The following is a 12,378-nucleotide window of genomic DNA, read 5'->3' on the forward strand; positions in this document are numbered from 1 at the left end:
CCGGGCGGCCCCGTCCGGTGGGGATCAGCCGGTCGGTCCTGCCGGCGTCGTGGTGGTCTTGAAGCCCTCCGTCTTGTTGGCCTGGACGGCGAAGTCGTTGGTGAACGTCTTGCTGAGGTCCACCGAGCCCTTCACGTTGCCGACGAGCTGCTCCGTGGCCAGGGAGGTCTTCGGACCGCCGGCCGGCATGATGCCGTCCGGAAGGAACTGGCCCTTGTCCTCGGTCAGGGCGGTGATGTAGTCGGCCTTGGTCACCAGCTGGTTCGAGACGAACGACACCGGCAGCTTGTTCGCGATGTCGGCCGCGCTGTGCGAGTTGATCCAGTGCATGGTGGCGACCAGCGCGTCGACGACCTTCTGCACCGTGTCCTTGTGCGCGTCCACCCAGTCGGTGCGGGCGAGCACACTGGCCGCGGGGTAGGCACCGCCCATCGCCGCCGTGGCGCCCTGCGTGGTGGCCAGGTCGATCGCGGAGGTGCCGACGCCCTTCTTCTGGATCGCGGCGACCGTCGGCTGCGTCGTCATCACGCAGTCGACCTTGCCGTTCTGCAGCGCGGCGATGGCGGTGGAACCCGCACCGACCCCGATCCGGTGGAACTGACTCGTCTTGACGCCCTTCTTGGCGGCCAGGAACTGGGTGAGCGTGTCGGTGCCCGAGCCCAGGTCGGTGACGCCCAGGGTCTTGCCCTTGAAGTCGGCGCCCGAGGTGACGCCCGACTTCTTGGTGCACATCTCCCGCTCGCCCGGCGCGCCGGACAGCTGGACGACGTCCTCGACCGCCTTGCCCTTCGCCTGGAACTCGATCGTGTGGTTGTACCAGGCACCCGCCATGTCGACCTGCCCCGAGGCCATGGCTTCCTCGGCGCCGACACCGCCGTCCTGCTCGGTGCTGAGCTGGACGTCGACGCCGTACTTCTTGTAGAAGCCGAGGTTCTGGGCGAGCTGGTAGGGCAGGTAGATCTGCTTGTCTATGCCGCCGACCATGAGCTTGACGGTCGGTGTGCCGCCGCTGCTCGCGGTGGTGCTGCCGGAGTTGCTCGAACAGGCGCTGACCGCGCCGAGGGCGAGAACGGCGAGGAGAGACGCGGCAACGGTGGCGGGTCGTCTGGACATGGCTGGCCACATTCCTTTTCTGAGGTCGGACAGGGGAGAACGGGGGAAGGGAAGGGAGGAGTCAGAGGGCGTTCGACGCCTCGGAAGGGGCCGGCGGACGCCAGGACAGCAGCCGGCGTTCGAGCTTGCCGATCACCCACTCGGCGCCGAGCACGATGACCGAGATGACGAGCATCGTCGCGAACACCCCGTTGGGGTCGAAGTTGTTCTGCGCGGTCTTGATGACCAGGCCCAGGCCGCTCTGCGCGCCGAGCACCTCGCCGACCAGCGCGCCGACGATGGCGAAACCGAAGGCGCTGTGCAGGCTGGCGATGATCCACGTGAGCGCGGAGGGCACGGTGACGTGCCGGATGATCTGCAGCTGGGAGGCGCCGAGCACCCTGGCGTTGGCGAGGATGTTGCGGTCGACCTCGCGCACGCCCTGGAAGGCGTTGAAGAACACGATGAAGAACACCAGCACCGCGGCGAGCAGGATCTTCGGCAGCACGCCGATGCCGAACGCGACGATGAAGATCGAGCCGAGGACGATCCGTGGGATCGCGTTGACCATCTTGATGTAGGGGCCGAGGACGTCGGCGAGGAAGCGGCTCTGGCCCAGCGCGACACCGAACACCACACCGGCGACGGCCCCGACGGCGAAGCCGGCGAGTGCCTCCTGGATCGTCGTCCAGATGTTCGCGTAGAAGGACCCGAACTCGGTGCCGTGCCGGAAGAGGTCGACCAGCCGCTTGGCGATACCGGAGGGCTGCCCGAAGAAGAACGGGTCGACGATTCCCCAGGTGGTGAACGCCTGCCAGCCTCCGACGACCAGGACCGCGAGGCCGACGCGGCCGGCCCAGACCTGGGCGGCGCGGCGCCGACGAGCGCGTCTGGCGAGGGCTCCGGCCGAGACAGGGGCGCCGCCCTCGACGGGAGCGGGGGAAACTGCGGACGCCGTGCTCATGCCGTACCTCCTGCGGTGCGTGCGTAGGCGCGCTCCACCTCCTCGCGCAGCGAGTCCCAGATCTGGTGCTGAAGTTCGATGAAGCGGGGCTGGAAGCGGATCTCCTGGACCGAGCCGCGCGGGCGCGGCAGGTCGATGTCGAAGACCGCCTTGACCGAGCCGGGGCTGGATGTCATGACGACGACCCGGTCGGCGAGCGCCACGGCCTCGTCGAGGTCGTGGGTGATGAAGATGACCGACGGGCGGATCTGCTCCCACAGGCCGAGCAGCTCGGTGGACATGATCGCCTTGGTCTGCACGTCCAGGGCGCCGAACGGCTCGTCCATGATCAGGATCCGGGGTTCGTTGATCAGCGCCGCGGCCATCGCCACGCGCTTGCGCATACCGCCGGAGAGCTGGTGCGGATAGCGGTCCTCGAACCCCGCGAGGCCCACCCGGCGCAGCCAGTCGCGTGCCGATGCCTGGGCCTGCTGCTTGGGTACTCTGCGGAAGACGGGGCCCATCAGGACGTTGCCGAGCACGGTCTTCCAGGGCAGCAGCGCGTCGGCCTGGAACATGAAGCTGACGCCGTCGGTGACGCCGTCCACCTCACGGCCGCCGACCTTGACGGAGCCCTCGCTGGGCCGGTCGAGGCCGGAAACCATGCCCAGCGTCGTGGACTTGCCACAGCCGGTCGGGCCCACCACCGCGCAGAACTGGCCGGGCTCCACGGTGAACGAGACGTCCTGCAGCGCCGTGAACACCTCACCGGCGGGAGTCAGAAATCGTTTGGTGAGCCCGGAGATCTCGACTCGCGCGCTGTCCTGGCCGGCTTTCCCGGCGACCGGACTCACCGCGGCATCGTTTCGCGAAGCCATCTGGGTTTGTCTCCTTCCTGACCTCGGGGGTCGAACCTCGGGGGTCGAGGAAGGCAGACGCTAGGGGCCGCCCGGTGTTACGTCGCTGTTTCATCCGTATCTCGCGTAAGCCGTGTTAGCCGGACTTCTGCTCGTTCTGCTCAGCGATCCGGGGGTGGGCAGCGGGCCGGGGCCGGGGGCACAATCACGCCACCACGGGTACGGTGCACAGGCCGCGCCCGGCGGGCGTACGACAGGCGAGAGACACGAGGGACACTGGTGAAACCGATCCGTATCCCGGTCGGACGTGGCGGGAGGGGGCGGCTCTCCGCGCGGATTCTGGCCAATCAGCTGGCCATCCTGGCGCTGACCGGGCTGATCGGTTTCGTGCTGTTCGCCTTCGCGCAGCGGGGCGAGATCGACCGCGCCTACGAGCAGCGGGCGCTGGACATCGCGCAGACCACGGCCGCCGACCCGCAGATCCGGCAGGCCATGGAGTACGGGGGCGGCGGCGACGTGGTGCAGACCGTGGCCCAGCGGATCCGCAGGGCGTCGGGAGCGTCGTACGTGGTCGTGCTCGACCTGCGCGGCATCCGCCACTCCCATCCCGACCCGGCGCTGGTCGGCGAACCGACGGGTGATCCGATCGTGGTGCTGGACGGCAAGCCGCACGTCGGCACCGACCAGGGCGCGACCGGGCGGTCCGCCAACGGCAAGGCTCCGCTGCGCGGGCCCACCGGCAAGCTGGTCGGCGAGGTGTCCGCCGGCATCCCCGAGCAGTACGTGCTGGGCGAGCTGTGGCACGAGCTGCCGACCTTCGGCCTGTACAGTGCCATCGCCGTCGCGCTCGGCTCGGCGGCCGCGTTCCTGCTGGCCGGGCGGCTCAAGCGGACGACGTTCGGACTGGAGCTGGAGGAGATCGCCGGGTTGCTGCAGGACCGCGAGGCGATGCTGCACGGCATCCGTGAGGGAGTCGTCGCCTTCGATCCGGAGGGCAGGATCACGGTCGTCAACGACGAGGCCCGCGACCTGCTCGGCCTGGGCACCGCGCTCGGCAGCACGCTGGCGGAGGTGCTGCCGGACGGGCGGCTGCGCCGCGCCCTGGACGGCACCCTGACCGGGAGTGACATCAGCGTGCTCACCGACGACCACTGCCTGGTCGTCAACCGGATGCCGGTGGCCCTGCACGGCCGTGAGCTGGGCGCCGTGGTCACCGTGCGCGACCGCACCGAGCTCATCGGGCTGCTGCGCGAGCTGGACTCGGTGCGCGGGCTCACCGACGCGCTGCGCGCCCAGCAGCACGAGTTCACCAACCGGATGCACACGGTGGCCGGCCTGCTGGACATCGGCGACCACGGCGCCGCCTACGAGTTCGCCGTCGAGACGGCCGGCGCCGAGCAGGCGCTGACCGAGTCCGTCCGGGAACGGGTCGGCAACCCGCTGCTCGTGGGACTGATCGTCGCCAAGACCACGGTGGCCGCGGAACGCGGGGTGCGGATCGTCCTCAGCGACGACTCCGCCCTGGGCGAGGACCCGCCGCATCTGCGCCGGCTGCTGACCATCGTCGGCAACCTGCTGGACAACGCGATCGACGCGTCGACGAACGCACCGGCGCGGCCGAGCGGCTGTGAGGTGCGGTTGTCGCTGATCGAGGCCGTCGACGTGGTGCGGGTGGAGGTGGCCGACACCGGGCCGGGCATTCCGCCGGGCGCCACCGAGTCGATCTTCGAGGACGGCTGGTCGACCCGTCCGGACCGGGGCACCGCGCGGCGCGGCCTGGGACTCGCCCTCGTCCACCGGCTGGTGCAGCGGCACGGCGGCACGATCACGGTCAGCGAGGGGCCGGGCGCGGTCTTCACCGTGACGCTGCCCGTGCCCGACACAGCCCCCGCCCCGCGGGGCGCCCTGTTCACCACGGCTCTGCCGGTGCCGGTGGGCGCGCCGGAAGGCATCGCGGGAGGTGACCGCTGGTGATCCGGACCCTGGTGGTGGACGACGACTTCCGGGTCAGCCGCATCCACTGCGACTACGCGTCCCGCGTCAGGGGCTTCGAGGTGGTCGGCCAGGCGGCGACCGTGGACGCGGCGCTCGACGCGGTGCGCACCCTCCACCCGGACCTGCTGCTGCTCGACATCTTCCTGCCCGACGGCAGCGGACTCGACGTCCTGCGCCGCCTGAGCGGAGACGAGGGCGGCGACCGGCCCGACGCCATCATGATCACCGCCGACCGGGACATCACCTCGGTACGGACCGCGATGAAACTGGGCGCTGTCGGCTACCTGGTCAAACCCTTCGGCGCGCCCGACCTCGCCGAACGGCTCACCGCCTACCGCGAGCTCCAGCACCGCATGGACGCCCTCGGTACCGTCCCGGAGACCGACCAGGCCGACGTGGACGCCCTGTTCAGCGCCGCCCGCCCGCCGGCCGTGCCCCGCGTCCCCGCCAAGGGCCACTCGGCGCCTACCCTCGCCCTGCTGCACCAGACCCTGCGCACCACGCGCGACGCCCTGTCGGCCGCGGAGGCAGCCGAACGCACCGGGGTCTCCCGTGCCACGGCCCAGCGCTATCTCTCCTACCTCGTCAAGGAGGGCATGGTCCGGCTGGAACTGCGCTACGGAGCCACCGGACGCCCCGAGCACCGTTACCGCGCCGCGCACTGAGCCGGTCAGGACAGGGCGGCGGGAGTGAGCGCCGGGCGCGTGTCGGTGGCGCTGGGCGGCGGCCTCCCACTCGTGGACCCGGGCGAAGACAGCCGCCTCCGCGCCGCCCGGGGAACTTCTTCGGCTACGCCGACGTGGTCGGGTGCGGGGAGCGGAGTACGAGCAGGGTGATCTCGCTGGGGGCGAAGACGCGGAACGGCGGCCCCCAGAAGCCGGTGCCGCGGCTGGTGTAGAGGAGAGTGCGGGCGCCGTGCCGGCTCAGGCCGGCGAGGGCGGGCTGGTCGAGGCGGACCAGGTGGTGGAAGGGCCAGATCTGGCCGCCGTGGGTGTGGCCGGAGAGCTGGAGATCGACGCCGGCGGCTGCCGCCCGGTCGACGAACTTGGGCTGGTGGGCCAGGAGCAGGACGGGCAGGTCGGGGTCGGCGCCGTCCAGGGCTCCGGCGAGGTGGGCGCGGTGGCCGGCCAGGCCGGAGGACTCGGCGGTGACGTCGTCCACGCCGGCGACCACGAGGGTGTCGCCGCCGCGTTCGAGCAGCAGGTGGCGGTTGCGCAGCGGCTCCCAGCCCAGCTCGTCCATCAGGTCGACCCAGCCCTGGGCCTCGCTGTAGTACTCGTGGTTGCCGGTGACGTAGACCCGGGCCCGGGTGGCCCGCACGGTACCGAGGGGGGCGGCCTGGGCGCGGCGGCGGTCGGCCGTGCCGTCCGCGATGTCGCCGGTGTGGCAGACCACGTCGGCGTCCAGGGTGTTCACCGTCTCGCACACCCGTGCCGACCAGCGCGCGCGGTCGAGCGGGCCGTAGTGGGTGTCGGTGATGAGGGCGACGCGCAGGCCGTCCAACCCGGCACCCAGGCGGGGGAGTTGCACGTCGAGGCGGCGCACGCGTGGCACGCGGCGGGCTTCGGCGTATCCCCAGGCGAGCAGTACGGCGGTCGTGCCGAGGACGGCCCAGGTGACGATGCGGGCCCGGTCCTGGCCCTCGCCGACGCCGGCCACGGCCAGGGCGAGCCGCAGCAGGACGCCGAGCAGGACGGACCAGGTGAACAGGACCCAGCTGGTGCCCAGCAGGGTGTCGCCGAGTATCGCCGCCCGGTCCTGCTGGCGTTTGCCGTGGCCGCGCACCATCGCGAGCGGCATGCCGACGAGGCCGAGGGCGAACAGCGCGGTGCCGGCCGACGTGACGGGCAGCGGCCAGTGCTGGCCGGCGTACAGGAGCAGCCAGCAGGGCACGGCCCACAGCAGGACGGGGGCGATCAGGGGGAGGAAGCGCACCAGGCGGAGCACCTGGTTTTGCCGCGGGGCCGGCGCTTCGCTGTCGGCGGGTCGGGTGTTGCTGGTGTCGGTCACGCTTGCCCTCTCTGCCCAGGCTGCCGTCCCGCGCACTGTATCCGGTCGTCCTCGGGCCGTCTCCGCCCCGTGATCGCGCTCCGCTGCCGAGGTGCCGCGGCCGCGGTCCGCGACGGCACCGAATCACATCTCACGTTCCGCGGGCGGCGTGCGTCTACCGGTCAGGAGAAGGGAGACGAGGATGACCACAGCCCGAGGTGACCGACTCGGCGGACCCGCTGCCGAACGCGGCGGCCCGGCAGCCGACGCGTCCCGCCGGGCCGTCGGGGGCGTCCGCGCCGTGTGACCGCCCTTCTGGGGACCTTTATGACCGGCCCCTTCGAAAGGCGGTCGAGGCCGTCGGCCGGGGCGTGCCTGGGGCGGTCGGTTCTCAGGGTGTGCATAGGATGGGCCCGATGCACCCCACCGAGCAGACTGCCCCCCGACCGCCGCACCGGCGTCGGCGTGCGCTGCTCGTACTGGGGCTGCTGGCCGGGCTGTTCGGCATGCACGCGTTGGCGCCCGGCGGCCTCATGGGAATGGGCGGCGGCCACGAGCGGGCCGTTCCCCGTCCCGCGGTGGTGGTCACCGCGTACGACGGCTGCTCCGGCGACGACGGTCACTGCGGCGGCGACCACGCGCACCACGCCGACGCGACCTGCGCCTCCGGTGCGGTCAGCGGCGGACCCGCGGTGCCCGCGCCGGTCCCGGACCCGGTTCCCGTCCTCGCGGCCGCCTGCCGGGCCGCCTCCCGCCAGGCCACCGCACCGGACGGTGCCCGAGCACCCCCCGACCTGGCCGAACTCCAACTCCTGCGGATCTAGAGGCACCCGAGCCGGCCGCGCACACAGCGCAGCGGTCGTGCTCCCGCGTGCCCACTCACACTCATCGCAGGAGATCCAGCATGACCAGCACACGTACCCGTGCCGTCCTCGTCGCGCTCACCGTGACCGCCGCCCTCGCGCTCACCGCGTGCGGCAGCGGTGACGACGGCGCCGACGCCACGCACGCGTCCCACTCGGCGGCGGCCGGCGCCACCGCCTCCGCCACCGCAGGTGCCCACAACGCGCAGGACGTGTCCTTCGCGCAGAGCATGATCCCGCACCACCAGCAGGCCCTGGAGATGGCCGGGCTCGCCGTCGACCGCGGCTCCTCCGCCCAGGTGCGCGGCCTCGCCGCCCGGATCGAGAAGGCCCAGGACCCGGAGATCAGGACCATGACCGGCTGGCTGAAGGCCTGGGGCGAGGACGTGCCCATGGCGGGCATGGACCACAGCGGCCACGCCGGCATGGCCGGGATGATGTCCGACAAGGACATGACCATGCTGAAGCAGGCCAGGGGGACGGACTTCGACTCGATGTTCCTGACCATGATGGTCGAGCACCACCGGGGTGCCGTCGAGATGGCCGGCACCGAGAAGGCCAAGGGCGCCTACGGTCCCGCCACGAGCATGGCCGACGCCATCGTCACCGCGCAGAACGCCGAGATCAAGGAGATGAACAAGCTCCTCGGCAAGGGCTGACGGAGGCCGGGGTGGCCGCGCCCACGGGTGCGGCCACCCCTGGCTCAGGCTCCCAGCACCTTCTCCAACGCCCCCAGTGCCGACCGCAGTTCCTCCGCCGTGACGGTCAGCGGCGGGGCCAGCCGGATCGTGGAGCCGTGGGTGTCCTTGACCAGGACGCCCTCGCGCATCAGGCGCTCGCCGATCTCCCGCCCGGTGCCGATCGCCGGGTCCACGTCGACGCCCGCCCACAGGCCGCGCGAGCGGAAACCGGCCACGCCGTTGCCGACCAGCTCCGTCAGGCCGTCCCGCAGGACCACGCCCAGCTCGGCGGCCCGGCGCTGGAAGTCGCCGCTCTCGAGGAGTTCGACGACCGCCGTGCCGACCGCCGCCGCGAGCGGATTGCCGCCGAACGTCGAACCGTGCTCGCCCGGGTGCAGCACCCCCAGCACCTCCCGGCGGGCCACCACCGCGGACACCGGCACGATCCCGCCGCCCAGCGCCTTGCCGAGCAGCAGCACGTCCGGGACGACGTCCTCGTGGTCGACGGCCAGGGTGCGGCCGGTGCGGCCGAGGCCGGACTGGATCTCGTCGGCGACGAACAAACAGCCCTTGCGGCGGGTCAGCTCGCGCACCCCGGTCAGATAGCCGTCGTCGGGAATGAGCACCCCGGCCTCGCCCTGGATCGGCTCGATCAGCACCGCCGCCGTGGTCTCGTCGACCGCCGCCTCCAGCGCGGCCAGGTCGTTGTACGGCACGATCCGGAAGCCCGGGGTGAACGGACCGAAGCCCGCGCGGGCCGTCTCGTCCGTCGAGAAGCTGACGATCGTGGTCGTACGGCCGTGGAAGTTGTCCGCGGCGACGACGATCGTGGCCCGGTCGGCGGGGACGCCCTTCACGTCATAGGCCCACTTGCGGGCCACCTTGATCCCGGACTCGACCGCCTCGGCCCCGGTGTTCATCGGCAGCACCATCTCCAGACCGGTCAACGCGGCGAGCCGTTCGGCGAATTCGGCGAGCCGATCGTTGTGGAAGGCGCGCGAGGTGAGGGTGAGGCGGTCCAGCTGGCGGTGCGCGGCCTCGATCAGCGCAGGGTGGCGGTGGCCGAAGTTGAGGGCCGAGTAACCGGCCAGCATGTCGAGGTAGCGGCGGCCCTCGACGTCCTCCACCCAGGCGCCCTCGGCGCGGGCGACGACGACGGGCAGCGGGTGGTAGTTGTGCGCGAGGACCGGGCCCTCCGCCTCGATCAGCTCGGCGGAGGTGCGTGCGCGTGCGGGTGCGGTCATCAGGGGGATCTCCTGGTCCTCGGCGGATGTCAGCGGATTTCCTGGGTGCAGCACTTGATGCCGCCGCCTGCCTTGTGGAACTCCGACAGGTCGACGGGGACGGGCTCGTAGCCCTGGTCGGAGAGCCGGGCGGCGAGCGCCTCGGCCTGCGGCGCGATGAAGACGTGGCGGCCGTCGGAGACCGAGTTCAGGCCCCAGGCCAGCGCGTCGTCGCGGGTGGCGAGCACCGCCTGGGGGAACAGCCGGCGGAGCACCTCGCAGCTGCCGGGGGAGAAGGCCTCCGGGTAGTACACGATGTTGTCGTCGTCGAGGACGAACAGCGCGGTGTCCAGGTGGTAGAAGTACGGGTCCACCAGGGTCAGGCTGATCACCGGATGCCCGAAGAACTCCTGGGCCTCGCGGTGCGCCTCGCGGGTGGTGCGGAAACCGGTACCGGCGAGCAGGTACCGGCCCGTCCAGACCAGGTCGCCCTCGCCCTCCACCACCGAGCCCGGCCGGTACACGTCGTAGCCCGCGGTCTTGAACCAGAGGTCGTAGTGGGAGGACTCCGGGCGCCGCTCCGGCGCGTGGAAGAGCGAGCCGAAGACGCGGCCGCCGACGACGACCGCCGAGTTCGCGGCGAACACCATGTCGGGCAGGCCGGGGACCGGCTCCAGCCGGTCGACGCTGTGGCCATGGGTGCGGTAGGCGCCGATCAGCGCGGTCCACTGCTCCTGGGCCAGGTCGACGTCGACCCTGGTGTCGGGGTTCATCCACGGATTGATCGCGTACTGCACGGCGAAATGTCTGGGTTCGCAGACAAGGAAGCGCCTGAGGCGCGGCACACGGCTTTCGGACACAGAGGGGTTCCTCCGCTTTCCCGCGGTGTCGACTGAGGGTTGACACCAAGGTAGAAAGCGTCGGATACGGGCGACAAGAAATAAATGTTGCGTGTCAGCGCAGGAACGCTGCGTCTCCGGTCGTACAAACGCAGCATCGGTGCGTTTACTCCGGTACGGGGTGCGTGGCCCCGGCCTCCGGGCTCTCCGGCAGCAGATGCGACAGCACCATGACGCTGATCGTCTTCCGGATGAACGGCTCCACCCGGATCCGCTCCAGCACCTCCTCGAAGTGGTCCACGTCCCGGGCCCGCACATGCAGCAGGGCGTCCGCGCCGCCGGTCACCGTCATGGCCGCGGTGATCTCCGGATGGTTGCGGACCACCTCCGCGAGCCGCCGCGGCGGGGCCGCGCCCTCGCAGTACACCTCGACGTACGCCTCCGTACGCCAGCCGAGGGCCGCCGGGGTGACGGTGGCCGTGAACCCGGTGATCACACCGGTCTCGCGCAGCCGGTCGACCCGGCGCTTCACGGCCGTCGCGGAGAGTCCGACGGCCGCGCCGATCTCGGCGAAACTGGTCCGCGCGTTCGCCATCAACGCGGTGGTGATCTTCCGGTCGAGGTCGTCGAAGGGGGCGGTGCCGCTGTTCATGCCCGCACTGTAACCACGGGCGAGGACGGTTCGGGAGCACCACATCGTCCGGCGCGAACGTCCACGTCCGGCACATGTCCAGCGCCGCGTTGTGCCGCCTACACTCCGTTCATGCTGCGCGCCCTCGCCGTCGACGACGAACGCCCCTCGCTGGAGGAGTTGCTGTATCTGCTGAACGCCGATCCGCGCATCGGCAGCGTCGAGGGTGCCGGGGACGCCACCGAGGCACTGCGCCGCATCACCCGGGCCCTGGAGTCCGGACCCCAGGGTCCCGAGGCCGTCGACGTCGTCTTCCTCGACGTCCAGATGCCCGGCCTGGACGGCCTGGACCTGGCCCGGCTGCTCACCGGCTTCGCCCGGCCTCCACTGGTCGTCTTCGTCACCGCCCACGAGGACTTCGCGGTCAGGGCCTTCGACCTCAAGGCGGTCGACTACGTCCTCAAGCCGGTCCGCAAGGAACGCCTCGCGGAGGCCGTGCGCCGGGCCGCCGAACTGCGCGGCGCCGCACCCCGGATACCCGTGCACGAGCCCGACCCCGACCACATACCCGTCGAACTCGGCGGCGTGACACGGTTCGTGGCGGTGGACGAGATCACGCACGTCGAGGCCCAGGGCGACTACGCCCGCCTGCACACCGAGCGCGGCAGCCACCTGGTCCGCATCCCGCTGTCCACCCTGGAGGAGCGCTGGCGCTCCCGCGGCTTCGTCCGCATCCACCGCCGCCACCTCGTCGCCCTCCGCCACGTCGGCGAACTCCGCCTGGACGCCGGCACGGTGAGCGTCCTGGTCGGTGCCGAGGAACTCCAGGTCAGCCGGCGCCACGCCCGCGAACTGCGGGACCTGCTGATGAGGAGGGCCTGACGATGGCCGCCGACCCCGCCGAGCGCCGGGTCACCGTCACCGGGCCGCCCCGCCGCAGCCGCCGTGCCTCCGGCTACTACCGCCCGCGCACCGAGATCGACGAGCAGACCACCCTCGGCCACACCTACGTCCGCTCCCTCATGCGCAGCCAACTGCGCGCCGCACTGGTCGTGTTCGCCGTCCTCGTGCTGCTCGTCGGCCCGCTCCCGCTGGTCTTCTCCGCCGCCCCCGAGGCGCGCCGCCTGGAGTGGCTGGTGCTCGGCTTCTGCCTGTACGCCCCGCTGATCCTGCTCGCCCGCTGGTACGTGCGCCGGGCCGAACGCAACGAGGCGGACTTCGTCCGCCTCGTCGAGGACCGGTGGGACCGATGAACTCCAGCCGCGA

General features: G+C 71.6%; 13 protein-coding genes. 6 read left to right on the forward strand and 7 right to left on the reverse strand.

Annotated features, from left to right (window positions below):
- Positions 1-24 precede the first annotated feature (24 nt).
- The 3 genes from BLW82_RS36730 to BLW82_RS36740 all read right to left on the reverse strand — a co-directional run bounded on the left by BLW82_RS36730 (position 25) and on the right by BLW82_RS36740 (position 2,913).
- On the reverse strand, positions 25-1,113 hold the full coding sequence (locus BLW82_RS36730) for an ABC transporter substrate-binding protein (protein ID WP_218162392.1): 1,089 nt from the start codon (positions 1,111-1,113) through the stop codon (positions 25-27).
- A 61-nt stretch (positions 1,114-1,174) separates the two neighbouring features.
- Positions 1,175-2,056: an ABC transporter permease gene (locus BLW82_RS36735; RefSeq protein ID WP_093505882.1), complete on the reverse strand. Its 882-nt coding sequence runs from the start codon at positions 2,054-2,056 to the stop codon at positions 1,175-1,177.
- Positions 2,053-2,913 (reverse strand): ABC transporter ATP-binding protein, encoded by an 861-nt coding sequence (locus BLW82_RS36740; protein ID WP_093505884.1) that lies wholly within the window; start codon positions 2,911-2,913, stop codon positions 2,053-2,055. The genes BLW82_RS36735 and BLW82_RS36740 overlap by 4 nt, the downstream gene beginning before the upstream one ends.
- 258 nt (positions 2,914-3,171) lie before the next feature.
- Here BLW82_RS36740 and BLW82_RS36745 point away from each other — a divergent pair, with 258 nt between their 5' ends.
- Positions 3,172-4,866, forward strand: a complete 1,695-nt coding sequence (locus tag BLW82_RS36745; protein ID WP_256216066.1) for an ATP-binding protein — start codon at positions 3,172-3,174, stop codon at positions 4,864-4,866.
- Complete coding sequence (locus BLW82_RS36750) at positions 4,863-5,552, forward strand: response regulator (RefSeq protein WP_093505888.1); 690 nt, start codon at positions 4,863-4,865, stop codon at positions 5,550-5,552. The genes BLW82_RS36745 and BLW82_RS36750 overlap by 4 nt, the downstream gene beginning before the upstream one ends.
- Positions 5,553-5,676: 124 nt before the next feature.
- Here BLW82_RS36750 and BLW82_RS36755 read toward each other — a convergent pair whose 3' ends face one another.
- Positions 5,677-6,897: a metallophosphoesterase gene (locus tag BLW82_RS36755; RefSeq protein WP_093505891.1), complete on the reverse strand. Its 1,221-nt coding sequence runs from the start codon at positions 6,895-6,897 to the stop codon at positions 5,677-5,679.
- Between the two features lie 395 nt (positions 6,898-7,292).
- Between BLW82_RS36755 and BLW82_RS36760 the strand changes: the two genes are divergently transcribed.
- Both BLW82_RS36760 and BLW82_RS36765 read left to right on the forward strand, forming a co-directional pair.
- Positions 7,293-7,700, forward strand: coding sequence for a DUF6153 family protein (locus tag BLW82_RS36760; protein ID WP_093505892.1), 408 nt, complete (start codon positions 7,293-7,295; stop codon positions 7,698-7,700).
- An 80-nt stretch (positions 7,701-7,780) separates the two neighbouring features.
- On the forward strand, positions 7,781-8,398 hold the full coding sequence (locus tag BLW82_RS36765) for a DUF305 domain-containing protein (protein WP_093505894.1): 618 nt from the start codon (positions 7,781-7,783) through the stop codon (positions 8,396-8,398).
- 44 nt (positions 8,399-8,442) lie between these two features.
- On the opposite strand, the gene rocD is transcribed toward BLW82_RS36765, so the two are convergent.
- From rocD to BLW82_RS36780, 3 genes are all read right to left on the reverse strand, one after another.
- Entirely contained in the window at positions 8,443-9,663 is a 1,221-nt protein-coding gene (gene rocD / locus BLW82_RS36770) for an ornithine--oxo-acid transaminase (protein WP_093505896.1), read from the reverse strand.
- Positions 9,664-9,692: 29 nt separating this feature from the next.
- Positions 9,693-10,502: a dimethylargininase gene (gene ddaH / locus BLW82_RS36775; RefSeq protein ID WP_093505898.1), complete on the reverse strand. Its 810-nt coding sequence runs from the start codon at positions 10,500-10,502 to the stop codon at positions 9,693-9,695.
- A 145-nt stretch (positions 10,503-10,647) separates the two neighbouring features.
- Positions 10,648-11,133, reverse strand: a complete 486-nt coding sequence (locus BLW82_RS36780) for an Lrp/AsnC family transcriptional regulator (protein WP_093505900.1) — start codon at positions 11,131-11,133, stop codon at positions 10,648-10,650.
- A gap of 111 nt (positions 11,134-11,244) precedes the next feature.
- Between BLW82_RS36780 and BLW82_RS36785 the strand changes: the two genes are divergently transcribed.
- Both BLW82_RS36785 and BLW82_RS36790 read left to right on the forward strand, forming a co-directional pair.
- Positions 11,245-11,994, forward strand: coding sequence for a LytR/AlgR family response regulator transcription factor (locus tag BLW82_RS36785; RefSeq protein WP_093505901.1), 750 nt, complete (start codon positions 11,245-11,247; stop codon positions 11,992-11,994).
- Between the two features lie 2 nt (positions 11,995-11,996).
- A complete protein-coding gene (locus BLW82_RS36790; protein WP_093505903.1) occupies positions 11,997-12,365 on the forward strand; it encodes a hypothetical protein in 369 nt (122 codons plus the stop codon).
- Positions 12,366-12,378 lie beyond the last annotated feature (13 nt).

Source organism: Streptomyces sp. Ag109_O5-10, from assembly GCF_900105755.1.
In the GTDB taxonomy this organism is placed as follows: domain Bacteria; phylum Actinomycetota; class Actinomycetes; order Streptomycetales; family Streptomycetaceae; genus Streptomyces.